This is a genomic window from Pseudoflavonifractor phocaeensis, assembly GCF_016901955.1.
Lineage (GTDB): Bacteria > Bacillota > Clostridia > Oscillospirales > Oscillospiraceae > Flavonifractor > Flavonifractor phocaeensis_A.
The window spans coordinates 1-22,117 of the sequence record NZ_JACJLC010000004.1 but is presented as its reverse complement, the minus strand read 5'-3'; the positions used below and the strand labels follow the sequence as shown (position 1 = coordinate 22,117).

Below are 22,117 nucleotides of genomic sequence, written 5' to 3'. Positions count from 1 at the left end.
GATAAGTCCGGAACGGTCAGCCTTCATCCAGAGGCAGGGGTTCCGGAGCCTTGGGGGTGAGTTCGTCCACGCAATTCCGGGTCAGTTTGTCCAGGTGCTCGCTCTGGGCGGCAAAATTGCCGGAGAGCTGGGTGAGAATATCGTAGGCCTTATCCAACTCCTGGCCGGTGCGGTTGATCGCGGTGTCCATATCGGCCCGCAGCAGATCATATCCCGCCTTTACCTTGTGCAGCCATTGCTCCACCTCGGTCCGGGTCTTTAGCACCTTCTCTTCCGACAGACGCTGGACCTCCTGGGCCCGGCAGTGGGCCTCCAGCTCAATGCCGGCGGTGCGATCCTTGACCTGCTCATAAGCCTGGGCGGCAGGCTCCGCCCGTTCCAAGCGGATCTTCATGGCTTCCATAGCCTGCTTCTGCTGGTCAAAATCCTTTCGCATAGCTTCCAGTTCCTGACGGGCGGCGGTCAACTCCGCGCTCAGACGGGTGTTTTCCTCCTCCAGATGGGCAGTATGGCCCTGGGCGTCAGCAGCCTGGCGGCGCAGCTCTTCCATCTCCTGAGTCAACTGATCCCGCTCCCGCTGGATGGATTCCAGCCTTTCCAGATGGATCTGGTTGGAGGATTCGATATAGCTTAGGACATCCTGCTTTTGAAAGCCGCCGATGGCAGCGGTGCGGAATTGAAGCTCAGTGGCGCTCATAGGGGACACCTCGTTTTCACAAATTAGCCGTGTGGCAGATGGGCAGGCCGGGAGGCCTGTACAGTTCATACCATTTTAACACAGTTTCCGCCATAAGACAATTCTTTCTTCTCGTTGACTCAACAGAACCCCAGTGATATAATAACATGATTATGACAAGTATAGCCAGAGAGGCGTGGAGGATAGTATGTGGCGTTCGGATGGATGGAAGGACTATGAGCTATTGGACTGCGGCAATGGGGAGCGGCTGGAACGCTGGGGGAAGCATATCCTGGTGCGGCCTGATCCCCAGGCCATCTGGCGTCCGGAGGGAAAACACCCGGGGTGGCGGAAGTATGACGCCAGATACCAGCGTTCTTCCACCGGCGGCGGTCAGTGGGTAAAGAAGGAGCTGCCCCCCCGCTGGACTCTGGGATATGGGGTGCTTACCTTTAACATAAAACCTATGAACTTTAAACACACCGGTCTTTTTCCCGAGCAGGCGGCGAACTGGGATTTTGCCATGGAACGCATCCGCACCGCCGGCCGTCCCATCTGGGTGCTCAACCTCTTTGCCTATACCGGCGGGGCCACCGTGGCCTGCGCCGCGGCGGGAGCCAGTGTGTGCCATGTGGATGCCGCCAAGGGGATGGTGAGCTGGGCCAGGGAGAACGCCACCTCCTCCGGCCTGTCCGAGGCCCCCATTCGATGGATTGTGGACGACTGCGCCAAGTTTGTGGAGCGGGAGATCCGCCGGGGCCGGACCTACGATGCGGTCATCATGGACCCGCCCTCCTACGGCCGGGGCCCGTCGGGAGAGATCTGGAAGCTGGAGGAGAATCTGTTCCCCTTTGTGGAACTGGTCACCGGCGTGCTGTCCGATCGACCCCTGTTTTTCCTCATCAACTCTTACACCACTGGCCTGTCAGCCTCGGTACTCACCTATTTGCTGGAGACCTTGGTGGCTCGCCGGCACGGTGGACATACCGACAGCCAGGAGCTGGGTTTGCCGGTGACCTCCACCGGTCTGGCTCTGCCCTGCGGGGCTACCGGCCGATGGACCTGCGACTGAGAAGGAGATACCATGACACAACCGATCATTGAGACCAGGGACCTGCGGTTCCGTTATGAGGATGTGGAGGGCCCCACTCCGGTGGTACTGGATGGGGTGGACCTGAAGATTCGGGAGGGCAGCTTTGTGGCGGTGCTGGGCCACAACGGCTCGGGCAAATCCACCCTAGCCAAGCATATGAACGCTATTCTGTTGCCATCAGGGGGGCAGGTGCTGGTAGACGGCGTCGATACTGCCGACGAGGACAGGCTGTTGGACATCCGTCGTACCGTAGGCATGGTGTTCCAGAACCCGGACAACCAGATCGTGGCCAACGTGGTGGAGGAGGATGTGGCCTTCGCCCCGGAGAATCTGGGCGTCCCCCCCGAGGAGATCCGCCGCAGGGTGGATGACGCCCTGAAGGCGGTGGGGATGTATGACTATCGGGAGCACGCCCCTCACCTGCTCTCCGGTGGCCAGAAGCAGCGAGTGGCCATCGCTGGGGTCATTGCCATGCGTCCACGCTGCATTGTGCTGGACGAGCCCACCGCCATGCTGGACCCCATAGGCCGGGCGGAGGTGCTCAAGACCATCAAGGAGCTCAACCGAACCTCCGGGGTGACGGTTGTGCTCATTACCCACCACATGGACGAGGCCGCCCAGGCTGACCGGTTGGTGGTCATGTCCAAGGGCAAGGTCATTGCCGATGGCGTTCCCAGAGAGGTATTTCAGCAGGTAGAGGAACTGAAGGCGGTGGGACTCACCGTGCCAGAAACCACTGAACTGCTGTGGGAGCTGCGTCAGGCAGGAGTGGATGTGCCTTTGGACGCCCTCAGCGACGAGGAATGCGCCAAGGTCCTGAAGGACCTGCTGCAATAGGGCGTGACTCCCGGATGGGAGCATGCACCACTGAGATAAAGGAATGAAGCCAATTGGAACCGATCATTCAGACGGAGCGCCTGAGCCATATCTATTCCGCCGGCACCCCCTTTGAGCACGGGGCTCTGGTGGACGTGGACTTCACCGCCTACCGCGGAGAGTACCTGGGCATCATTGGCCACACCGGCTCGGGTAAGTCCACACTGATCCAACATCTCAACGGCCTGTTGAAGCCCACCTCCGGCAAGGTGCTCTTTGAGGGGAACGATATCTGGGAGACCAAGGAACGCACCCGCCAGATCCGATTCCAGGTGGGGCTGGTGTTTCAATACCCGGAGTACCAGCTTTTTGAGGAGACGGTCTATAAGGATATTGCCTTTGGTCCGGGCAATATGGGACTGGATCCGGCGGAGATTGACCGCCGGGTAAGGCAGGCCGCTCAGTTCGTGGGTTTGAAGGAAGAAACTCTAGCTCAATCTCCCTTTGAGCTCTCCGGTGGCCAGAAGCGCCGGGTGGCTATCGCCGGAGTCATTGCCATGGAGCCCTCGGTGCTCATCCTGGACGAGCCCACTGCCGGGCTGGACCCGGTGGGGGTGGAGTCTATTCTGGGCAACATTCACGACTACCACGTGGCCAAAAACGCTACCATCATCATCGTTTCCCACTCCATGGAGGAGATGGCCCGGACGGTGGACCGGATCGTGGTAGTCAATGACGGGAAGATCCCCTTCTCCGGCTCCCCCCGGGAGGTTTTCGCCCACGGGGACCAGTTGGAGCAGATGGGCCTGGGGGTGCCCGCCATGACCCGGGTATTCCACCGGCTGAAAAGCATGGGTGTGGACATTGACCCCTCGGTGTACACCATTGAGCAGGCCAGAGACGCTGTTCTGGCGGCCCTAAAGCGGAAAGGGGGACAGTGAGATGGCCCTGAAAGACATTACTCTGGGGCAGTATTTCCCCGGAAAGACCATTATCCATCGGCTGGACCCCCGGACCAAGCTGCTGGGCACCGTTGCCTATATCGTGGCTCTTTTTCTGGCCAGCCATGTGGTGACCTACGCCATCCTGCTGGCGGTGCTGGCCGCCCTCATCGCCATCTCCAAGGTGGGGATCAAAAGCATCATGCGGGGAATGCGGCCCGTGCTTATCATCATCGCCATCACGGCGGTGCTCAACCTGTTTTATACCCCCGGTGAAGGAGAGCCTTTGACGTCCTTTTGGATTTTCACCATCTATGCAGAGGGTATTTGGGCGGCGGTGTTCATGATCCTGCGGATCGCCATGCTTATTACCTGTACCTTTTTGCTGACCTATACCACCTCTCCCATCATGCTCACCGACGGGCTGGAAAAGCTGCTCAGCCCTCTGAAGGTGGTCCATGTTCCCATCCACGAGCTGGCTATGATGATGTCCATCGCCCTGCGGTTCATCCCCACCCTGATTGAGGAGACTGACAAGATCATGTCCGCCCAGAAGGCCAGAGGGGCTGATTTTGACAGTGGCAGCCTGATCCGGAAAGCCAAGGCCTTGGTGCCCCTGCTGGTGCCTCTGTTCATCTCCGCCTTTCGCCGGGCCGACGAGCTGGCGGTGGCCATGGAGTGCCGCTGTTACCACGGCGGCGCGGGACGCACCCGCCTGCGTCAGCTGAAACTGGGGGGTATGGATGTGGCCGCCCTGCTGCTCTCCCTGGCCCTGTGCGTAGGTGTGGGGGTTCTGGGTCGCTATGGCTGGTAAAGTCGGTTTCTTAACCGAATATTAAGGTGATTTTAAGCTTTTATGAGAAATATTGCGCTAAAATTGATGTATGTTGGTACCGCCTATCACGGCTGGCAGGTGCAAAAGAACGCGGTCACCGTGGCAGAGACTCTGGAGAAGTCCCTGGCCTGGGTGGTGGGCCATCCGGTGAAATGTACCGGAGCGGGCCGTACCGACGCCGGAGTCCATGCCGAGACCTATGTGGCCAACTTCCGTACCACCTCCCGGATCCCCTGTGACCGGTTGCCGCTGGCGGTAAATACCCGGCTGCCTGACGACATTGTGGTAGTCAAGGCCACCGAGGTACCCGAGGAATTCAATGCCATCGGCTCCTGCTTGAAAAAGGAGTATACCTATCGTATTTATAATTCTCATATCCGCAACGCATTCTATGTGGACCGGGCCTGGTTCTATCCCAAGCATCTGGACGAGCGGGTGATGCAGCAGGCGGCTTCCCACTTTGTGGGGACCCATGACTTTGCCGCGGTTCGCTCCGTGGGTACTGAGACCCGCACCACCGTGCGGACGGTACACTACTTTGACATCACCCGTGACGGGCTGATGATCCAGTGTAGAGTGTGTGCAGATGGGTTTCTGTACAACATGGTACGGGCCATGGTGGGTACCTGCGTTTACGCCGCTGAGGGGAAATTTTCTCCCGACGATGTGCCGGCCATCCTGGAGGGCAAGAACAGAACGGCCGCCGGGCCCACGGTCCCCGCGGGGGGATTATACATGACCAAATTGTGGTACAACGAGGATGTGTTGTAATGCTCCGCCTCATAAAGCCGGAACAAGGGCATAAGATGGAGGGAGGGGGCCGGCGGAAAGCCAAGCCCAAGGCCCTGACGGTGTTGGGACGGTTCCTGGCCCTCCTGGTCACCGCCGTCCTGGTGCTGGGCGCCGTGGCCCTGATCCTCAATTATGATAAATTGAATTTTGACTCCATCAAGCGGTGGTTTTCCTACCGCAACCTGACCACCGACAACGGACAGGCCGAATCCTTCCCCTATGAGGGGGACGGCACCAGCGTCTTTGCCAGCGTGGACGGAGATCTGCTGGTGTGCTCCTCCACCGGGATCCGGCTGTATTCCGGCAGCGGGCAGGTATACGTGAGCCGTACCGTGGCCATGGAAAACCCAGTGGCAGTGGCCAGGGGTGGGGTGGCTGTGGCCTACGATGCCGGCGGTCGGATGCTGCTGGCCTGCCGGGACCGAGAGGAGGCCTTCTCCCTGGAGCTGGGGGAGGACGAGGAAATCCTTTCAGCCGATGTAAACGACAGCGGCTGGCTGGTGACGGTGACCCAGCAGAGCGGCTATAAGGGTGTAGTCACGGTGTACGACAGCCAGTTTCAGCCCAGGATGCGGGTGAACCTGTCCAGCCGCTTTGTGATGGACGCCGCCCTCTCTCCGGACAGCGGGTCAGTGGCCCTGCTGTCCGTTGGAGTGGAGGAGGGCGCCTTTGCCAGCCGGGTAGAGCTTTATCCCCTTACCGGCAGCGGCGGGGAGGGAGAGGAGGTTCAGCCCCAGGCCAGCTGCCTGGTGGGCAGCGAGGTGGTTCTGGAGCTGACATGGGACAGTCAGGGCATTTGGGCTCTGGGGGAGAACACCCTCTTCCATCTGGACGACGAGGGTAATCTGACTGGCAGCTACTCCTATTCTGGCCGCTACCTGAAGGCCTTTTCTCTGGACGGGGACGGTACTGCCGCCCTGCTGCTGGGGAAGTACCGGGCGGGCAGCTCCGCCGAATTGGTGGTGGTGGACAGCAAGGGGGAGGCCCAGGCCACCCTGGCGCTGGAGGAGCAGGTGCTCTCCATCTCAGCTGCGGGGCGGTATGTGGCGCTGCTCACCGCTGATCGGCTGGACATTTATGACCGGGACCTGGACCTGTATCACACCCTGGACGGGACCCAGAGCGCCCGCAAGGTGCTCCAGCGGGTGGATGGCAGTGTCATGCTCATCGACAACAGTACGGCACGGATCTATCTGCCCCAATAGCAAACCAATTCCGGAGGAAATTCCATGGCAATCGTCTTTGAAGTGATCGTAGCGGCAGTGCTTGTTCTTTTCGTGGTCCTGGGTATCAAGCGGGGCTTCGTGCTGGCCCTCTGCGGCCTGCTGGGGGTGGTAGTGGCCTTTGCCGGCGCCGGCTTTCTGGCCGGTTCCCTGTCTCCCCTGGTGGCCAACGCCCTGGAGCCACACTTTGCCGCCGCCATCGAGGAGCAGCTCAACGAGTCCATTCAAAATTCGGAGTATATCTCCGACCAGGGAGGCGTGGCCACCACGCCGGAGGAGGTGCCCCTGTCCGGGGTGCTGGACGCCCTTCGGGAGATGGGGCTGTATGAGAGCCTGATCGACACCATTGACCAGGCGGTGGAGGACGGTATGACCGAGGTGGCTGCCAACGCCGCCGCCCAGGTAGCGGCCGCCATGGCCCAGTCCGTGGCCTATCTCATCCTGTTTCTGGTGGGTTTTCTGGTCATCATTATTCTATGGAAGGCTGTGAGCCACGCCCTGGATCTGGTGGCTCGGCTGCCGGTGCTCCACTTCCTCAACCGCACCATGGGCGGAGTATTCGGGTTCGTGCAGGGCTGCCTGGTCCTGTCCGTGGTGGCCTGGGCCATCCAGTTTATGGGCAAGACCATCCCGGCGGATGTGGTGGAGCAGACCGTGCTGCTGAAATTCTTTATGACCAGCAGCCCCATGGCCCTGTTTGTCGGACGGTAGAACCGCAATACGAAAGAGAGAAGATCAGGTGATTCCAAATGACAGTGCCTAATATCCTATCCATCTTCCGGCTGGTGCTGGTGCCTGTGTTCGCGGTAGTCTTTTTCCAGCCGGACAGCGACGCCCACCGGTGGGCGGCATTGGTGTACCTGGTGGCCTTCCTGACCGACATCGCCGACGGCTGGATCGCCCGGCACTTCAACCAGATCACCCGGCTGGGGCGGATCCTGGACCCGCTGGCGGACAAGCTGATGACTTTTACGGTCATCGTGTGCCTGACGGTGGACGAGGTGATTCCTGTGTGGATGGTGGTGGTCTTTTTCTGTAAGGAGCTGACCATGACCATCGGCGGTACCATTATGTACCGAAAGATTCACGATATGATCCCCTCCAACTGGCTGGGCAAGCTGTCCACGGGGGTGTTTTTCCTGGTGTGCGTGGCGCTGGTGCTCTTTGACGACATGCCCAGAACCTGGTCTGCCGGGCTCATGGCGGGGGCCCTGGCCCTTACCCTGGCCGCCCTGGTAGGCTATATCATCCAGTTCTGGAAGACTGTCTATGGGAGAAAAGCGGCCTGATTTCATACCCAGTTCACAATTTCGGATTAAAATCATCTCTCCAGGGGTGGCGGCCTTGTCCATCCCCTGCAAAGGAGCTGAACATATATGCAACCAACACTTTGTTCCCGATGCCACAAGAATGTGGCTGTGATCTTTATACAGAAAATCGAGGGCGGCAATACCGTCAGCGAGGGCCTCTGCCTCAAGTGCGCCAAGGAGCTTGGCATCAAGCCCGTGGAGGATATGATGCAGAAAATGGGCATTACCGACGAGGACCTGGAGGGATTGACCCACGAGATGATGTCCGCCTTTGGCGGAGCCGAGGGGGCGGAAGGCCTGATGCCTCAGGAGGACTCCGACAGCGAGGAGGAGGACGAGGGCAAGACTGCCACCTTCCCCTTCCTGAACAAGCTCTTTGGGGCCGCCCAGAACAATCCCCAGACTCCGCCCCCCGACCGGGACGGAGGTCGGGCCGACCGGGGCGACAAGGAGAAAAAGGGGGATAAGCCCCCCAAGCGGAAGTTTTTGGAGAACTACTGCATCTCCCTGACCCAAAAGGCCGCCGAGGGTAAGCTGGACAACATCATCGGCCGGGAGGAGGAAATCCAGCGCACCATCCAGATCCTCAACCGTCGGCAAAAGAACAATCCCTGCCTCATTGGTGAGCCCGGCGTGGGCAAGACCGCTATCGCCGAGGGTCTGGCCCAGCGGATCTACGCCCGGGAGGTGCCCTACAAGCTGCTGGACAAGGAGGTCTACCTGCTGGACCTTACCGCCCTGGTGGCGGGCACTCAGTTCCGGGGCCAGTTCGAGAGCCGGATGAAGGGCCTTATTGAGGAAATCAAGAAGCTGGGCAACATCATCCTGGTCATCGACGAGGTCCACAACATCGTGGGGGCGGGCGATGCCGAGGGCTCCATGAACGCGGCCAACATCCTGAAGCCTGCCCTGAGCCGGGGGGAGATTCAGGTCATCGGAGCCACCACCCTCACCGAGTACCGCAAATATATTGAAAAGGACTCTGCCCTGGAGCGCCGGTTCCAGCCGGTGATCGTGGAGGAGCCCTCTATCGAGGATAGCGTCAAGATTCTCCAGGGGATCGCCCCTTACTATGAGAAATACCACTTTGTGTCTATTTCTCCTGAGATATGCCGGCTGGCGGTGACTATGAGCGAGCGATATATCACCGACCGCTTTTTACCGGATAAGGCCATCGACCTCATTGATGAGGCCTGCTCCGATGTGAACCTGCACAATAAGAACCTGGCCCGGGAGCAGGAACTGAAAAATGAGCTGGAGTCCCTGGGTCAGGAGCGGGAGAACCTGATGGTGGAGGCCAACGACCGGGACTACAAGCGGCAGACCGCCCTGAAGAACAACGAGGGCCGCCAGACCGAGATTCGCCGGGAGTTGACTAAGCTCACCGCCGAGCACGATGCTCTGACGGGCAACCCGGCCACCACCGAGGCTCTGGGGGCCAACGAGCGGCGGCAGGCCAATTTCAAGCGGGAGCTGGAGAACCTGTCCGCCCAGCGGGCGGAATTGCTGGCCGACCAGGGCAGCAGCCGGGATTATGAGCGGCTGGCCGAGATCAAGAGCCGGGAGATGCGTCTCCAGGACGAGTTGAACAAGCTGGACGCCCAGAGCGCCCCCCCCTTGACGGTGGGTCACCTGGCCCGGGTCATCGAGCTGTGGACCAAGATCCCCGCCAGCCAGATCCAGGAGGCCGAGTACGAGCGCCTGGCCAAGCTGGAGGAGCGGCTGCGCGAGCACCTCATCGGCCAGGACGAGGCCGTCCACGCCGTGGCTGCCGCCGTCCGCCGGGGGCGGGTGGGTATCGCCTCCAAGCGCAAGCCGGTGTCCTTCATCTTCGTGGGCTCTACCGGCGTAGGCAAGACCGAGCTGGTGAAGCGGTTGGCCATGGATATGTTCCACTCTCCCGAGTCCCTCATCCGGCTGGACATGAGCGAGTTCATGGAGAAGTTTGCCGTGTCCCGGATCATTGGCTCTCCGCCGGGCTACGTGGGCTATGACGAGGCCGGGCAGCTCACTGAGAAGGTGCGCCGCAAGCCCTACTGCGTCATCCTCTTCGACGAGATCGAGAAGGCCCACCCCGACGTGCTCAACATCCTGCTGCAGATCCTGGATGACGGCCACATCACCGACGCCCAGGGTCGCAACGTCAACTTTGAGAACACCGTCATCGTCATGACCTCCAACGCGGGCAGCGACACCAAGTCCGCTGGCTCGGTGGGCTTTGGCCGCACCGCCGACGAGCAGGGGAGGGAGCGGGCCATGAAGGCCCTGGAGTCCTTCCTGCGGCCTGAGTTCATCAACCGGGTGGACGAGATCGTCTACTTCAACAAGCTCACTGAGGACAACTTCAAGGCCATCGCCGGCATCATGCTGGGAGAGCTGCGGGATACCCTGAAGGAGAAGGGAATTACCTTCTCCTGGGATGAGGCCCTGCTGGACCACCTGGTCCGCAAGTCCTACTCCCTCACCTACGGGGCCCGCAACCTGCGCCGCCAGATCCAGAAGGACCTGGAGGACCAGATCGCTACCCTCATCATCGACAGCTACCTCCGCCCCATCTCCGCCCTCCACGCTACTTCCGACGGGAAGAAGGCCATTGTGACAGCGGAATAACCTGCAACAAGCGCGCCCATTTTGGGCGCGCTTGTTTTTGTGGAAAGCACTTGACATTATAATATTGAAGTGATATTATTTTGATATCAAGGAGGTGTCAGTGATGGAAGAAAAGATCCTGACCGGTAAAAAGAAAGGTATGCCCATGCTGCTGCTCATTCTGGCGCTCTATGCCCTGGCGGTGGCGGGGCTGGTCTGGGGGGCCATCCGGGAGGCCAAGGCGGAGGCCGCCTGGTTTGGCGGACCCGACGCCCTGGCCATTACAGTCATAGTGGTGTGCATCATCTGGCTGGCCCTGGGGTGGATCTTCCTGTGCGGACTGAAGGTGCTCAAGCCCCAGGAGGCCCTGGTGCTTACCCTGTTTGGCAAGTACATCGGTACACTTAAGGGAGAGGGCTTCTATTATGTCAATCCCTTCTGCTCCGGTGTGAACCCTGCTGCCCAGACCAAGCTCAACCAGAGCGGCGACGTGGACGGGGGTGCCAAGGGCAAGGAAAAGACGGAGGCCCAGGCGGGGGGCAAGAAGATCTCCCTGAAGATCATGACCCTGAACAACAACCGCCAAAAGATCAACGACTGCCTGGGCAACCCGGTGGAGATCGGCATTGCCGTTATGTGGAGAGTGGTGGACACCGCCAAGGCAGTGTTCGACGTGGACAACTACAAGGAGTACCTGTCTCTCCAGTGCGACAGTGCCCTGCGGAACATCGTGCGGATCTACCCCTATGACGTGGCCCCCAACGTGGACACCACCGGCGACGGAGTGGCCGACGAGGGCAGCCTGCGGGGCTCCAGTGAGGTGGTGGCATCCCGCATCAAGGACGAGATCCAGAGCAAGGTTGCCCAGGCTGGACTGGAGATCATTGAGGCCCGCATCACCTATCTGGCCTATGCCCCTGAGATCGCTGCCGTTATGCTCCAGCGGCAGCAGGCCAGCGCCATCATTGACGCCCGGAAGATGATCGTGGACGGGGCCGTGGGTATGGTGGAGATGGCCCTGGAGCGTCTGAGTGAAAAGCAGGTGGTGAACCTGGACGAGGAGCGGAAGGCCGCCATGGTGTCCAACCTGTTGGTGGTGCTCTGCGGAAACCGGGACGCCCAGCCGGTAGTCAACTCCGGCAGCCTGTACTGACATGGCTGGCGACGGCAAGAAGCAGGTGCCTCTGCGCCTGTCCCCCAAGCTATACGCTGCCATTGCCGCGTGGGCGGAGGACGACTTCCGCTCGGTGAATGGTCAGATCGAGTATCTCCTCACCGAGTGCGTCCGCCAGCGGAAAAAGAACGGCAAATATGTCTCCGACGAGATCGACGTCCCCCCGGAGTTGGACATCAAATGAGCGGAACGGAAGCACAGAACAACGCCCAACCGGCTTTTGGCCGGTTGGGCGTTGTTACAATGTTATGTGGGTTCCGCGGACTCCAGCTTGACCTCGGGCATCAGCTCCTTGCTGATGATGGCCAGCATCTCCTCCAGTTTTTTGCACTCCTCGGGGGTGAACCGCTGGCGCATCCGCTCGGTGACTACCTGCACATAGTCGTTGCTGACGTTATAGTAGTCCCGGTACTTCTGGGTCACCTGTAGGTGATACTCCCGCTTGTCATGCTCGGACTGGATCTTCTGGATATAGCCCTTGCGGATCAGGCTGTTGATCTTGTAGGCGGCGTTGGGGGGCGAGATGCGCATGAAAGAGGCAAACTCGTTGACGGTGGGCGAACCCAGAGCCTGGATGGTCTCCATGGCGAAGGTCTCCACAGTGGTCAGGCTGGCCTCTTTGTTCTGGAACCGCTCAAAGATCTCCTGATAAAAATGCAGTTTGAATTTCGTATACACAGTGTCAAATTTCTCTTCCAGCATGCCCAAGCCTCCGCACAGACGATAGATGGTGAGTAAAGGGACAGACAGACGGGGCGGGGTGGGTCTCATTTGCCCAGCGCGAAGGTGAGCTCCGCGGTGGCAGCCACCTGACCGTTGACCGTGGCCTTGGCCTCGCCGAAGCCCACGGGGCCCTTCTGCTTGGTAAGGGTGCACTCCAGTTCCAGCACGTCGCCGGGGGTGACCTGGCGGCGGAACCGGGCGTTTTTGATGCCGCCAAAGAAGGCGATCTTACCCTTGTTTTCCGGCATGGACAGCAGGGCCACCGCACCCACCTGGGCCAGAGCCTCCAGGATGAGGACGCCGGGCATCACGTGGTACTGGGGAAAGTGGCCCTGGAAGAAGGGCTCGTTGACGGTGACGCACTTGATACCCTTGGCCCACTTGCCCTCTTCACCGTCCACGATGCGGTCCACCAGGGCGAAGGGATAGCGGTGAGGCAGGATCTCGGCAATCTGGTTGGAATTATACTGCATCATGGCTCAGCCCTCCCACTTCTTGAACAGGACACAGGCGTTGTGGCCGCCGAAGCCCAGGGAGTTGGAGAGAACGTAGTCCACCTGAGCCTCACGGCCCTGGTTGGGCACGTAATCCAGGTCGCAGGCGGGGTCGGCCTCCTGGTAGTTGATCGTGGCGGGCAGGTAACCGTCCTTTAGCGCCAGAGCGGAGAAGATGGCCTCCACCGCGCCGGCGGCCCCCAGCATATGGCCAGTCATGGACTTGGTGGAGCTAACGGCCAGCTTGTAGGCGTGATCGCCAAACACGGTTTTGATGGCGGCAGTCTCGCCGGAATCGTTCAGAGGGGTGGAGGTGCCATGGGCGTTGATGTAGCCCACCTGCTCGGGGGCCACGCCGCCGTCGGCCAGAGCCTGGGCCATGGCCCGGGCTCCACCCTCCCCATTGGGGGCGGGAGCGGTCATGTGGTAGGCGTCGCAGGTGGCGCCATAGCCCATGACCTCGGCATACACCTTGGCACCACGGGCCTTGGCGTGCTCGTACTCCTCCAGCACCAGGATGCCGGCACCCTCGCCCAGCACAAAGCCGGAACGCTTGGCGTCAAAGGGGATGGAGGCCCGATTGGGGTCGTCCCCCACGTGGAGGGCCCGCATGGAGGTGAACCCGCCGATGGACAGAGGGGTGACGGAGGCCTCGGCGCCGCCGCACAGCATCACCTCAGCGTAGCCGTCCCGGATGTGCCGGAAGGCGTCGCCCACAGCGTTGGAGCCGCCGGCGCAGGCGGTGACGGGGCAGGTGCACATCCCCTTGAAGCCGAAGGCAATGGCGATGAGGCCGGCGCCCATGTTGGCGATGGCGGAGGGGATGTAGAAGGGGGAGGCCCGGTCAAAGCCCTTTTCGGTGCAGCGAACCTGCTCAGTCTCGGTCATGGCGATGCCGCCGATGCCGCTGGAGACGATCACGCCGCAGCGGTTAGAGTCCAGGGTCTGGGGGTCCAGACCGCTGTCCGCCATAGCTTCCTTGGCGGAGGCCATGGCAAACTGGGCGAAGCGGGCCATGTGGCGCACTTCCTTCTTCTCCAGCACGGTGGTGGGGTCCCAGTCCTTTACCTCGGCGGCCAGGTGGACCTTTTGCTTGGAGGAGTCGTAGTGGGTGATGGGGGCGATGCCGCACACCCCGTTTTTGACGGCCTGCCAGGTGTCGGCCACGTTGTGGGCCAGGGGGTTGACGGTGCCCAGACCGGTAATGACAACTCTGCGTTTTTCCATGTCAGGTTCCTCCTTACATGCCCATTCCGCCATCGACGGAAAGGATCTGTCCGGTGATGTAGGCAGCCTCGTCAGAGGCCAGGAAGGCCACGGCGGCGGCTACGTCCTCGGGGGTGCCGGGCCGGCCGGCGGGGATGCTGGTCAGCATGGCCTCCCGGGCGGCCTCGGGCAGGGCAGCGGTCATGTCGGTGGCAATGTAACCGGGAGCCACGGCGTTGACGGTGACCCCTCTTCCGCCCAGCTCCTTGGCCAGGGACTTGGTCATACCGATGACGCCCGCCTTGCTGGCGCAGTAGTTGATCTGGCCCGGGTTGCCCCGAAGGGCCACCACGGAGGTCAGGTTGATGATCCGGCCGTACTTGGCCTTCATCATGGGCCGGGCGGCGGCCTTCATGCACAGGAAGGTACCCTTCAGGTTGGTCTCGATGACCGCGTCGAAGTCCTCCTCCTTCAGCATCATGGCCAGGTTGTCCCGGGTAATGCCGGCGTTGTTTACCAGAATGTGCAGCCCGCCCAGCTCCTTCACGGCGGTGTCCATGAGGGCCTTCACGGCGGCGGGGTCGGCCACGCTGCCCTGGACAGCCCGGGCCTCTACGCCCAGCTCCTTCAGGGCGGCCAGGGTCTCCTCGGCGGCGGCGGTGTTGCCGGCGTAGGAGAACACCACGTTGGCGCCCCGGCGGGCCAGCTCCAGGCAGATGGCCTTGCCGATGCCCCGGCTGCCGCCGGTGACCACGGCGGTCTTTCCAGTCATGCTCATATCGTTATCCTTTCAGAGCCTTGGAGAGCGCCTCAATGTCGGCGGGGGTCTCCACGGCGTAAGTCTTGATGGAGGGAGCGGTCTTTTTCACAAAGCCGCTGAGGGCCTTGCCCGGCCCGATCTCCACGATGGTGTCCACGCCCAACTGCTCCAGGCGGCGGATGGTGTCTTCCATATATACGGAGGACTGGACCTGGCGCTCCAGCAGGGCAGGGATGGTGTCGTTTTCGCCCATCTCACGGCCAAGGCAGTTAAAGAGCACCGGGAAGGCCATGGAGCCGAAGGTGATCTCCCGGAACTTTTCCCGCAGGGCGTCGCCTGCGGGACGAAGCAGGGAAGTGTGGAAGGGGCCGCTGACCTTCAGAGGCAGACACCGCTTGGCGCCCAGTTCCTTGGCCAGTGCGGAGGCCTTGTCCACGGCCTCCTTCTGGCCGCCGATGACCAGCTGGCCGGGGCAGTTGTAGTTGGCGATCTCCACCACACCCAGATCGGCGGCCTGGTCGCAGGCCTGTTGCAGCTTGTCCCGATCCAGGCCCAGCACGGCAGTCATGCCGCAGGCCATACCGGCACAGGCGGAAGCCATGGCCTTGCCCCGGAAGGCGGCCAGGGAGATGGCCTGCTGGGGGGTGAATACCCCGGCGGCCTGGAGGGCGGAATACTCGCCCAGGCTGAGGCCTGCAGCGTAGTCGGGGGTGATGCCCAGCTGGGCCAGGATGGCGGTCATGCCCACGGCAAAGGCCACCATGCAGGGCTGGGTGTACTCGGTCTGGTTGAGCACCCCGTCAGGGTCGGCAAAAGAGACGGTTTTCAGGTCAAAGTCTACGTCCGCGCTGTCCAGGATCTCCCGGAAGATCGGGTAGGTCTCATAGAGGTCGGCACCCATGCCGGGGTGCTGACTGCCCTGACCGGCGTACAAAAAGGCAAGGCTCATGATTACAGTCCTTTCACAACGGCCTCATAGCCGCTCATCAGTTCCTCAAAAATCTGGCGCAGGGGGCGGATCTCAGTCATCATACCGGCCACCTGACCGGCCATGAAGCTGCCGGTATCCCAGTCGCCGTCGAATACCGCCCGGCGGAGGGAGCCCAGGGTGAGCTTCTCCATCTCGGCCAGAGGCAGGTTCTGCTTCTCCATCCGCAGGTACTCCCGGGCCATCTTGTTCTTCAGCACCCGAACGGGAGCCCCGCCGGAGCGGCCGGTGACGGTGGTGTCGTTGGCGCCGGCCTTAATGACGGCCTGCTTATAATTGTCGTGGATGGGACACTCTTCGCTGGCCAGCAGGCAGGTGCCTACCTGAACGCCGCAGGCGCCCAGGGCGAAGGCGGCGGCCAGCTGGCGGCCGTCGGCAATGCCGCCGGCGGCGATGACGGGCACGCTCACCGCGTCCACCACCTGGGGCACCAGGGCCATGGTGGTCATCTCGCCCACATGGCCGCCGCTCTCGGTGCCCTCGGCGATGACGCCGTCAATGCCGTACCGCTCCAGCCGCTTGGCCAGGATGGGGGCGGCCACTACGGGGAACACCTTGATACCGGCTTCCTTCCAGGCGGGGACGTACTTGCCGGGGTTGCCGGCGCCGGTGGTCACCACCTGGACGCCCTCTTCCACCACTACTTTGGCCAGCTCGTCAATGTGGGGGTTCATCAGCATCAGGTTGACGCCGAAGGGCTTGTCGGTACCCGCCTTGGCGGTGCGGATCTCAGCCCGCAGAGTCTCGGCGTCCATGCCGCCGGAGCCCACCAGGCCCAGAGCGCCGGCGTTGGATACGGCGGCGGCAAACGCGCCGGTGGCGATGTTGGCCATGCCGCCCTGGATAATGGGGAATTCAACCCCCAACAGTTCATTCAGTTTCATATTAAGCTCCTTTTAGGCCCTTGGGAAAATGGCCTGGCAGAGTTCGCGTCCCAGACGCGAAAAAATTTTAATCTGTTTTCGACCGCGACATGCGCGTGGGCGAAAATACTTCTCAGCCCACAAGTGTGGGCTTTGGTTGACTTGCGGCCAAAGCCTGCGCGCAGTGGGCTGCATCGATTCCAACCAGCGGCTATGCCGCTGGTTGGAGGCTTACGCCAGCTCCAGCAGGGCCCCCGCCCAGGTGAGCCCTCCGCCGAAGCCCACGCACAGGGCCTTCTGGCCGGAGGTCAGGACGCCGGAGGTAATGAGCTCGTCCAGCAGCAGGGGAACGCTGGCGGCGGAGGTGTTGCCGGTGCGGGCGATGTTGCCGGTGCACTTCTCCGGGTCCACACCCAGCTTTTTCACCGAGAAGTCGATAATGCGCTGGTTGGCCTGGTGGAATACGAACCGGTCCACGTCACTCAGGGTGAGGCCGGCCTTCTCCACAACCTCCTTGGCGCAATGGGGCAGAGCCTCCACGGCGAAGCGGAACACGGCCTTGCCGTCCATGTGGATATAGGAGGGGGAGGTGGAGTTTGCGCCGGGGACGTACAGAGCCTTCTGATTGCCCCGGCAGCCCAGCACCGCGTGAAGGGAGGGGTAGTCCGCCCGCCACTCCACCAGGGCAGCTCCAGCCCCGTCCCCGAAGAGGACGCAGGTGGAGCGGTCGGTGAAGTCGGTGATGCGGCTGAGGGCCTCGGCGCCCACGATGAGGCCGTACTTCCGCTGGGAGGCGGCAAGCAGGCACTCGGCGGTGTGCAGGGCGTAGACAAAGCCGGAGCAGGCGGCGTTCAGGTCAAAGCATACCGTGTCCTCCGGGAACCCCAGGTCCCGCTGCAGGATGCAGGCGGTGGCAGGGGTGAGGAAGTCCTGGGACAGGGTGGCCACGATGCACACCCCGATCTGCTCCGGGCCGATGCCGGAGCGGTTCAGAGCCTGCCGGGCGGCGGCCAGGCAGAGACCGATATGGGTCTCGTCGCCAGAGCAGTGATAGCGGCTGCGGATGCCGGTGCGGGTGGCGATCCATTCGTCGCTGGTGTCTACCCGCTTGGCCATATCGTCATTGGTGACGGCCTGGCGGGGCAGGGCTGAGCCGGTGCTCAGCAGCTTGATCCCGTTCATGGGCGCTCCTTTCTCAGGGCGTTGCTGCCCATCAGACGGAATTTTTTATAGCGGGCGGCGGCCAGGGCCTGGCCGTTCTGCTTGCACAGAGCGTTGAGCTCCCGGGTGAGCACAGGGTCCAGGGCCCGGCACACTGCCCGCAGGTCGGTATGGGCCCCGGCCTCCGGCTCGGGGATGATCTCGTCGATGACCCCCAGCTCCAGCAGATCGGCGGCGGTGAGCTTCATCACGTCGCAGGCCTCGTCGCTGCGGGAAGAGTCCTTCCACAGAATGGCGGCAAAGCCCTCGGGGGAGAGGACGGAGTAGACGGCGTTCTCCAGCATGAGCACCTTGTTGCCCACGCCCAGGGCGAGGGCGCCGCCGCTGCCGCCCTCGCCGGTGACCACGGAGATCACCGGGACGGTGAGAGCGGAGGAGATGGCCAGGGTGCGGGCAATGGCCTCTCCCTGACCTCTGGCCTCGGCCTCCAGGCCGGGGTAGGCGCCGGGGGTGTCGATAAAGGTAATGACGGGCCGGCCGAATTTCTCGGCCTGGAGCATGAGCCGCTGGGCCTTGCGGTAGCCCTCGGGGGAGGGCATGCCGAAGTGGTAGGCCAGGTGCTCCTCCAGAGTGCGGCCCTTCCGGTGGCCGATGACAGTGACCGGGCGGCCGTGGAAGAGGGCCACGCCCCCCAGGATGCTGCCGTCGTCCTGGCACAGTCGGTCGCCCCGCTGCTCGAAGAAGTCGGTGAACAGGGCGTCGATGAAGTCGGCGGTGCCCGGCCGGTCCTGATGACGGGCCAGCGCCACCCGCTGGGCGGGGGTGAGATTATTTCGCACGGTCACTGCCTCCTTTCCCGTGGAGTTTCAGCAGCTGGAGCAGGGTGTCCCGCAGCTGGGTGCGGGGGACGATGGCGTCCAGGAAGCCGTGCTCCAGCAGGTATTCCGCCCGCTGGAAGCCCTCGGGCAGCTTTTCGCCGATGGTCTGCTCGATGACCCGGGGGCCGGCAAAGCCGATGAGTGCGCCGGGCTCGGCCAGCATGATGTCCCCCAGGCTGGCGAAGCTGGCGGTGACGCCGCCGGTGGTAGGGTGGGTGAGCACGGAGATGTACAGCCCGCCCTTCCGGGAGAACCGCTCCAGGGCGGCGGAGGTCTTGGCCATCTGCATCAGGGACAGAATGCCCTCCTGCATCCGGGCCCCGCCGCTGGCGGAGAACAGGATGAGGGGGAGCTTGTATTTTTCCGCGTACTCCACCAGCCGGGTCACCTTGTCGCCCAGGGCTGCGCTCATACTACCCATGAAGAACCGGCTGTCCAGGGCGCCGATGGCCACCTTCTGGCCGCCGATACGACCGGTGGCGGTGACCAAGCCCTCGTTCATGCCGGTGCGGCGGCGGGCCTGATCCAGTTTGGCGGAATAGCCGGGGAAGGACAGGGGATCGTTGGAGGTAAGCGAGGTGTCCAGCTCCCGGAAGGTGCCCTTGTCCAGCACCAGGCTGAGCCGGTAGTAGGCCCCGATGGGGTAATGATGCCCGCACAAGGGGCAGACGTACCGGGCCATCACCAGGTCCCGGCGGCGGAAGGTGCCGCCGCACTGGGGGCAGGTCTCCTCGGTGTGAGCGGGGGCGGGGGAGGAGCCCCGGAGGGCCTTCATGGAGAGCAGCTTCTGACGCCGCTGGGCAAAGACGTTGCTCATGCCTTAGCTTCCTCCTCTCCCACCCGGCTCCAGGACAGCAGGGTGTCCATGTTGGCCTCCAGATAGCCGGTGGTGTAATTGCCCCGGACAAAGTCAGGGTGGTGCATGATCTGGTGGAGCAGATCGGTGTTGTTGGCGGGGCCCTCAATGACCAGCTCCTCCAGAGCCCGGCGCATCCGGCGGATGGCCTCCAGCCGGGTGGGGGCAAAGACGATGAGTTTGGCCATGAGGGAATCATAATAAGGGGGCAGGGTGTAACCGGAATACAGGCCGGTGTCCACCCGCACGCCGTAGCCGCCGGGGAGATGGACAAAGTCGATCTTGCCGGGGCAGGGCTGGAAGTTGTGGGCGGGGTCCTCGGCGTTGATACGGCACTCAATGGCGTGGCCTTTCTGGACCACCTCCTCCTGGGTGCGCGACAGGGGCAGGCCGGCGGCGATGCGGATCTGCTCACGCACCAGGTCCATGCCGGTGACCAGCTCGGTGACCGGGTGCTCCACCTGGATGCGGGTGTTCATCTCAATGAAATAGAAATTGCCGTCAGGGTCCAGCACAAATTCGATGGTACCGGCGTTGACATAGTGGGCGGCCTTGGCGGCGGCCACGGCGGCGGCGCCCATGCGCTCCCGCAGCTCGGGGGTGAGGGCCTTGGAGGGAGACTCCTCAATGAGCTTCTGATTGCGACGCTGGATGGAGCAGTCACGGTCCCCCAGCTGGATCACGTTGCCCTGCTGGTCGGCCATGATCTGGAACTCGATGTGGCGAGGGTTGAGGATCAGCTTTTCCAGGTACATCTCCCCGCTGCCGAAGCAGGCCACGGACTCGCTGCGTGCCTCCTCAAAGAGGGGGATAAGCTGATCGGGTTCAAATACCCGGCGCATGCCTCGGCCGCCGCCGCCGGCAGAGGCCTTGATGAGCACGGGATAACCAATGGAATCGGCCAGTTCTTTGGCCTGCTCGGCGGTTTCCACGGCGCCGTCGGAGCCGGGCACCACCGGCACGCCGGCGGACATCATCAGCTTACGGGCGGCTGCCTTGTTACCCATGGCCCGGATCACGTCGCCGGAGGGGCCGATAAAGGCGATGCCGGCCTGAGCGCAGGCGTCGGCGAACTCATCATTTTCCGACAGAAAGCCGTAACCAGGGTGGATAGCGTCGCAGCCGGTGGCCTTGGCCACAGTGAGGATGGCGTCCACGTTCAGGTAGCTGTCGGCGGAGCGAGCGGGGCCGATGCAGTAGGCCCGCTCGGCCAACTGCACATGGAGGGCGTTGACATCGGCCTGGGAATATACCACCACAGGCTCTATGTCCAGCTCCCGGCAGGCCCGGAACACCCGGACGGCGATCTCGCCCCGGTTGGCGATCAAAATACGCTTAAACATGGAATCACCCTTCCCGGTAGCGGATGAGGGGGTCGCCGAAGGACACCAGGGCGCCGTCCTCCTGGAGAATGGCCTCGATGGTGCAGTCGCAGGGGGCGTGGACCTCGTTCATCATCTTCATGGCCTCCATGAGGCAGACGGTCTGGCCCTTCTTCACCTTGTCGCCCACCTTGACAAAGGGCTCGGCGTCGGGGGCGGAGGCGGCGTAGAAGGTGCCCACCAGGGGAGCGGTGATGCAGGGGCCCTCAGGCTGGGCGGCAGGGGCGGGTGCGGCGGCAGGCGCGGCGGCGGGTGCGGCCACGGGGGCCACGGCCACAGCGGCGGGTGCGGCGGCCACAGCCTTGCCCAGCTCCAGGGAGAAGTCCTTGGTGGACAGCTTCAGGGTGGCGGCGGTGCTGGCATCAAAGCGAGCCATCAGCTCGAAAATTTCTTGATTGGTCATAGCTGCTCCTTTCGGAAAAAAGGCACCGGTTTGCACCGATGCCCGTTTTTTCCCATTGCTTACTCAGCGTGCTCCTCAATGTACTTCATCAGGTCGCCCACGGTCTTCATGTTGGGCAGGTCCTCGTCGGCGATGGTCACGCCAAAGGCCTCCTCCAGAGCCATGGACAGCTCTACAGCGGCCAGGGAGTCGGCCTCCAGGTCCTCGGCCAGACGGGCCTCGGGAGTCACCTTGTCGGCGTCACAGCTCAGGGTCTCCACAATGATCTCTTTGATCTGCTCAAAATCCATGGTAATGCTCCTCACATAAATCATTCAAAGTTTTTAGTTAAATCATTTTACTTAAAAATTTTTAAATAAAATAATTTAACCATATTGTAACAGGCCCCACAGATTTGTCAAGGGCTTTTTTCAAGTTGTAATCTTAAAGAGGAAACTTTGTCCATAACTGATAAAAAAGGCGTGCCTCAGAGGGAGGATTCTGAGGCACGCTGGCGAGAAAGGGGGTTAAGTAGCCGCCCGCGGAGGGGCGGCGGAGGGGCTTAGCCCCAGGAACAACCGCAGTTGCAGCCGCAATTGCAGCCGCAGGAGCTGTCGGAATCCTGGCCACCCTCCCACAGGGTGGTGGGGATGGAAACATACACCGGCCAGCCGTTGGTGGAGCCGGAGACGCCGCTGTTCAGGACGGACAGGATGGAAGAGTCGCCGCTGTTGGAAGAGCCGCCACAGCAGCGGCGGCAGCAGCAGGACTGATTGTTACAGCAATACATATCTGGTAACCCCCATTTCATTGACGGGGAACTCCCCGCAGGCCAGTATACGCCGGAGGGAGCGAAGGGGTGAAAACAAAAAGGGCCTGTTGCAAAATACGCAAAGTGCACAACCCCCGTCATTCCGAGAAAAACGACCGCCCAGTGGGCGGTCGTTTTTCGTGGGAATCCGTCTCCTTTTGCTG

Annotated in this window: 25 protein-coding genes; 11 read left to right on the top strand and 14 right to left on the bottom strand. The window is 62.1% G+C overall.

Annotated elements, in window-relative coordinates; all coding sequences use genetic code 11:
• Nucleotides 1–16: 16 nt before the first annotated feature.
• On the bottom strand, nucleotides 17–697 hold the full coding sequence (locus H6B51_RS01720) for a hypothetical protein (protein WP_204882024.1): 681 nt from the start codon (nucleotides 695–697) through the stop codon (nucleotides 17–19).
• A gap of 187 nt (nucleotides 698–884) precedes the next feature.
• Between H6B51_RS01720 and H6B51_RS01715 the strand changes: the two genes are divergently transcribed.
• From H6B51_RS01715 to H6B51_RS01665, 11 genes are all read left to right on the top strand, one after another.
• On the top strand, nucleotides 885–1,748 hold the full coding sequence (locus H6B51_RS01715; protein ID WP_204882023.1) for a class I SAM-dependent methyltransferase: 864 nt from the start codon (nucleotides 885–887) through the stop codon (nucleotides 1,746–1,748).
• A 12-nt stretch (nucleotides 1,749–1,760) separates the two neighbouring features.
• The gene (locus H6B51_RS01710) at nucleotides 1,761–2,606 is read left to right on the top strand and encodes an energy-coupling factor transporter ATPase (RefSeq protein ID WP_204882022.1); all 846 of its coding nucleotides are present in this window, start codon (nucleotides 1,761–1,763) and stop codon (nucleotides 2,604–2,606) included.
• Between the two features lie 53 nt (nucleotides 2,607–2,659).
• Nucleotides 2,660–3,526 carry an energy-coupling factor transporter ATPase gene (locus H6B51_RS01705; RefSeq protein ID WP_204882021.1) on the top strand — a complete coding sequence of 289 codons (867 nt, stop codon included), beginning with the start codon at nucleotides 2,660–2,662 and terminating at the stop codon, nucleotides 3,524–3,526.
• Between the two features lies 1 nt (nucleotide 3,527).
• Complete coding sequence (locus tag H6B51_RS01700; RefSeq protein WP_204882020.1) at nucleotides 3,528–4,340, top strand: energy-coupling factor transporter transmembrane component T family protein; 813 nt, start codon at nucleotides 3,528–3,530, stop codon at nucleotides 4,338–4,340.
• A gap of 42 nt (nucleotides 4,341–4,382) precedes the next feature.
• Entirely contained in the window at nucleotides 4,383–5,132 is a 750-nt protein-coding gene (gene truA / locus H6B51_RS01695) for a tRNA pseudouridine(38-40) synthase TruA (protein WP_204882019.1), read from the top strand.
• The gene (locus H6B51_RS01690) at nucleotides 5,132–6,358 is read left to right on the top strand and encodes a DUF5711 family protein (RefSeq protein WP_243421090.1); all 1,227 of its coding nucleotides are present in this window, start codon (nucleotides 5,132–5,134) and stop codon (nucleotides 6,356–6,358) included. The genes truA and H6B51_RS01690 overlap by 1 nt, the downstream gene beginning before the upstream one ends.
• A gap of 24 nt (nucleotides 6,359–6,382) precedes the next feature.
• Nucleotides 6,383–7,087, top strand: coding sequence for a CvpA family protein (locus H6B51_RS01685; protein ID WP_204882018.1), 705 nt, complete (start codon nucleotides 6,383–6,385; stop codon nucleotides 7,085–7,087).
• Between the two features lie 38 nt (nucleotides 7,088–7,125).
• On the top strand, nucleotides 7,126–7,665 hold the full coding sequence (gene pgsA / locus H6B51_RS01680) for a CDP-diacylglycerol--glycerol-3-phosphate 3-phosphatidyltransferase (protein WP_204882017.1): 540 nt from the start codon (nucleotides 7,126–7,128) through the stop codon (nucleotides 7,663–7,665).
• 87 nt (nucleotides 7,666–7,752) lie between these two features.
• A complete protein-coding gene (locus H6B51_RS01675; RefSeq protein WP_204882016.1) occupies nucleotides 7,753–10,296 on the top strand; it encodes an ATP-dependent Clp protease ATP-binding subunit in 2,544 nt (847 codons plus the stop codon).
• Between the two features lie 103 nt (nucleotides 10,297–10,399).
• Nucleotides 10,400–11,428, top strand: a complete 1,029-nt coding sequence (locus tag H6B51_RS01670) for an SPFH domain-containing protein (protein WP_204882015.1) — start codon at nucleotides 10,400–10,402, stop codon at nucleotides 11,426–11,428.
• A gap of 1 nt (nucleotide 11,429) precedes the next feature.
• Nucleotides 11,430–11,633 (top strand): type II toxin-antitoxin system antitoxin, encoded by a 204-nt coding sequence (locus H6B51_RS01665; protein ID WP_204882014.1) that lies wholly within the window; start codon nucleotides 11,430–11,432, stop codon nucleotides 11,631–11,633.
• A gap of 62 nt (nucleotides 11,634–11,695) precedes the next feature.
• On the opposite strand, the gene H6B51_RS01660 is transcribed toward H6B51_RS01665, so the two are convergent.
• The 13 genes from H6B51_RS01660 to H6B51_RS01600 all read right to left on the bottom strand — a co-directional run bounded on the left by H6B51_RS01660 (nucleotide 11,696) and on the right by H6B51_RS01600 (nucleotide 21,932).
• The gene (locus tag H6B51_RS01660; RefSeq protein ID WP_204882013.1) at nucleotides 11,696–12,151 is read right to left on the bottom strand and encodes a MarR family transcriptional regulator; all 456 of its coding nucleotides are present in this window, start codon (nucleotides 12,149–12,151) and stop codon (nucleotides 11,696–11,698) included.
• Between the two features lie 65 nt (nucleotides 12,152–12,216).
• The gene (gene fabZ / locus H6B51_RS01655; RefSeq protein ID WP_204882078.1) at nucleotides 12,217–12,645 is read right to left on the bottom strand and encodes a 3-hydroxyacyl-ACP dehydratase FabZ; all 429 of its coding nucleotides are present in this window, start codon (nucleotides 12,643–12,645) and stop codon (nucleotides 12,217–12,219) included.
• A 6-nt stretch (nucleotides 12,646–12,651) separates the two neighbouring features.
• Nucleotides 12,652–13,893, bottom strand: a complete 1,242-nt coding sequence (gene fabF, locus H6B51_RS01650) for a beta-ketoacyl-ACP synthase II (RefSeq protein ID WP_204882012.1) — start codon at nucleotides 13,891–13,893, stop codon at nucleotides 12,652–12,654.
• A gap of 13 nt (nucleotides 13,894–13,906) precedes the next feature.
• Nucleotides 13,907–14,650, bottom strand: coding sequence for a 3-oxoacyl-[acyl-carrier-protein] reductase (fabG, locus tag H6B51_RS01645; protein ID WP_204882011.1), 744 nt, complete (start codon nucleotides 14,648–14,650; stop codon nucleotides 13,907–13,909).
• 4 nt (nucleotides 14,651–14,654) lie between these two features.
• Nucleotides 14,655–15,581: an ACP S-malonyltransferase gene (gene fabD, locus H6B51_RS01640; protein WP_204882010.1), complete on the bottom strand. Its 927-nt coding sequence runs from the start codon at nucleotides 15,579–15,581 to the stop codon at nucleotides 14,655–14,657.
• 2 nt (nucleotides 15,582–15,583) lie between these two features.
• Nucleotides 15,584–16,504: a DUF561 domain-containing protein gene (locus H6B51_RS01635; protein ID WP_204882009.1), complete on the bottom strand. Its 921-nt coding sequence runs from the start codon at nucleotides 16,502–16,504 to the stop codon at nucleotides 15,584–15,586.
• A 210-nt stretch (nucleotides 16,505–16,714) separates the two neighbouring features.
• Nucleotides 16,715–17,665 (bottom strand): beta-ketoacyl-ACP synthase III, encoded by a 951-nt coding sequence (locus H6B51_RS01630; protein ID WP_204882008.1) that lies wholly within the window; start codon nucleotides 17,663–17,665, stop codon nucleotides 16,715–16,717.
• Nucleotides 17,662–18,483: an acetyl-CoA carboxylase carboxyltransferase subunit alpha gene (locus tag H6B51_RS01625; RefSeq protein WP_204882007.1), complete on the bottom strand. Its 822-nt coding sequence runs from the start codon at nucleotides 18,481–18,483 to the stop codon at nucleotides 17,662–17,664. Before H6B51_RS01625 ends, H6B51_RS01630 begins: the two co-directional genes overlap by 4 nt.
• Entirely contained in the window at nucleotides 18,473–19,339 is an 867-nt protein-coding gene (gene accD / locus H6B51_RS01620; protein ID WP_204882006.1) for an acetyl-CoA carboxylase, carboxyltransferase subunit beta, read from the bottom strand. Before accD ends, H6B51_RS01625 begins: the two co-directional genes overlap by 11 nt.
• Nucleotides 19,336–20,721 carry an acetyl-CoA carboxylase biotin carboxylase subunit gene (gene accC, locus H6B51_RS01615; protein ID WP_204882005.1) on the bottom strand — a complete coding sequence of 462 codons (1,386 nt, stop codon included), beginning with the start codon at nucleotides 20,719–20,721 and terminating at the stop codon, nucleotides 19,336–19,338. The genes accD and accC overlap by 4 nt, the downstream gene beginning before the upstream one ends.
• Before the next feature lie 4 nt (nucleotides 20,722–20,725).
• Nucleotides 20,726–21,163 carry an acetyl-CoA carboxylase biotin carboxyl carrier protein gene (gene accB, locus H6B51_RS01610; protein ID WP_204882004.1) on the bottom strand — a complete coding sequence of 146 codons (438 nt, stop codon included), beginning with the start codon at nucleotides 21,161–21,163 and terminating at the stop codon, nucleotides 20,726–20,728.
• Between the two features lie 59 nt (nucleotides 21,164–21,222).
• Nucleotides 21,223–21,453, bottom strand: coding sequence for an acyl carrier protein (gene acpP, locus H6B51_RS01605; RefSeq protein ID WP_204882003.1), 231 nt, complete (start codon nucleotides 21,451–21,453; stop codon nucleotides 21,223–21,225).
• Nucleotides 21,454–21,704: 251 nt separating this feature from the next.
• The gene (locus H6B51_RS01600) at nucleotides 21,705–21,932 is read right to left on the bottom strand and encodes a hypothetical protein (protein WP_204882002.1); all 228 of its coding nucleotides are present in this window, start codon (nucleotides 21,930–21,932) and stop codon (nucleotides 21,705–21,707) included.
• Between the last annotated feature and the right edge of the window lie 185 nt (nucleotides 21,933–22,117).

What these genes read in the sequence shown, in the direction of transcription:
- H6B51_RS01690 (WP_243421090.1), top strand. Translation starts at nt 5,132, where the DNA reads ATGCTCCGCCTCATAAAGCCGGAACAAGGGCATAAGATGGAGGGAGGG.
- H6B51_RS01675 (WP_204882016.1), top strand. Translation starts at nt 7,753, where the DNA reads ATGCAACCAACACTTTGTTCCCGATGCCACAAGAATGTGGCTGTGATC.
- H6B51_RS01600 (WP_204882002.1), bottom strand. Translation starts at nt 21,932, where the DNA reads ATGTATTGCTGTAACAATCAGTCCTGCTGCTGCCGCCGCTGCTGTGGC.
- H6B51_RS01665 (WP_204882014.1), top strand. Translation starts at nt 11,430, where the DNA reads ATGGCTGGCGACGGCAAGAAGCAGGTGCCTCTGCGCCTGTCCCCCAAG.
- H6B51_RS01710 (WP_204882022.1), top strand. Translation starts at nt 1,761, where the DNA reads ATGACACAACCGATCATTGAGACCAGGGACCTGCGGTTCCGTTATGAG.
- accC (WP_204882005.1), bottom strand. Translation starts at nt 20,721, where the DNA reads ATGTTTAAGCGTATTTTGATCGCCAACCGGGGCGAGATCGCCGTCCGG.
- fabD (WP_204882010.1), bottom strand. Translation starts at nt 15,581, where the DNA reads ATGAGCCTTGCCTTTTTGTACGCCGGTCAGGGCAGTCAGCACCCCGGC.
- acpP (WP_204882003.1), bottom strand. Translation starts at nt 21,453, where the DNA reads ATGGATTTTGAGCAGATCAAAGAGATCATTGTGGAGACCCTGAGCTGT.
- H6B51_RS01715 (WP_204882023.1), top strand. Translation starts at nt 885, where the DNA reads ATGTGGCGTTCGGATGGATGGAAGGACTATGAGCTATTGGACTGCGGC.
- H6B51_RS01700 (WP_204882020.1), top strand. Translation starts at nt 3,528, where the DNA reads ATGGCCCTGAAAGACATTACTCTGGGGCAGTATTTCCCCGGAAAGACC.
- truA (WP_204882019.1), top strand. Translation starts at nt 4,383, where the DNA reads ATGAGAAATATTGCGCTAAAATTGATGTATGTTGGTACCGCCTATCAC.
- fabF (WP_204882012.1), bottom strand. Translation starts at nt 13,893, where the DNA reads ATGGAAAAACGCAGAGTTGTCATTACCGGTCTGGGCACCGTCAACCCC.
- fabG (WP_204882011.1), bottom strand. Translation starts at nt 14,650, where the DNA reads ATGAGCATGACTGGAAAGACCGCCGTGGTCACCGGCGGCAGCCGGGGC.
- H6B51_RS01660 (WP_204882013.1), bottom strand. Translation starts at nt 12,151, where the DNA reads ATGCTGGAAGAGAAATTTGACACTGTGTATACGAAATTCAAACTGCAT.
- H6B51_RS01635 (WP_204882009.1), bottom strand. Translation starts at nt 16,504, where the DNA reads ATGAAACTGAATGAACTGTTGGGGGTTGAATTCCCCATTATCCAGGGC.
- H6B51_RS01670 (WP_204882015.1), top strand. Translation starts at nt 10,400, where the DNA reads ATGGAAGAAAAGATCCTGACCGGTAAAAAGAAAGGTATGCCCATGCTG.
- accB (WP_204882004.1), bottom strand. Translation starts at nt 21,163, where the DNA reads ATGACCAATCAAGAAATTTTCGAGCTGATGGCTCGCTTTGATGCCAGC.
- H6B51_RS01685 (WP_204882018.1), top strand. Translation starts at nt 6,383, where the DNA reads ATGGCAATCGTCTTTGAAGTGATCGTAGCGGCAGTGCTTGTTCTTTTC.
- H6B51_RS01720 (WP_204882024.1), bottom strand. Translation starts at nt 697, where the DNA reads ATGAGCGCCACTGAGCTTCAATTCCGCACCGCTGCCATCGGCGGCTTT.
- pgsA (WP_204882017.1), top strand. Translation starts at nt 7,126, where the DNA reads ATGACAGTGCCTAATATCCTATCCATCTTCCGGCTGGTGCTGGTGCCT.
- H6B51_RS01630 (WP_204882008.1), bottom strand. Translation starts at nt 17,665, where the DNA reads ATGAACGGGATCAAGCTGCTGAGCACCGGCTCAGCCCTGCCCCGCCAG.
- accD (WP_204882006.1), bottom strand. Translation starts at nt 19,339, where the DNA reads ATGAGCAACGTCTTTGCCCAGCGGCGTCAGAAGCTGCTCTCCATGAAG.
- fabZ (WP_204882078.1), bottom strand. Translation starts at nt 12,645, where the DNA reads ATGCAGTATAATTCCAACCAGATTGCCGAGATCCTGCCTCACCGCTAT.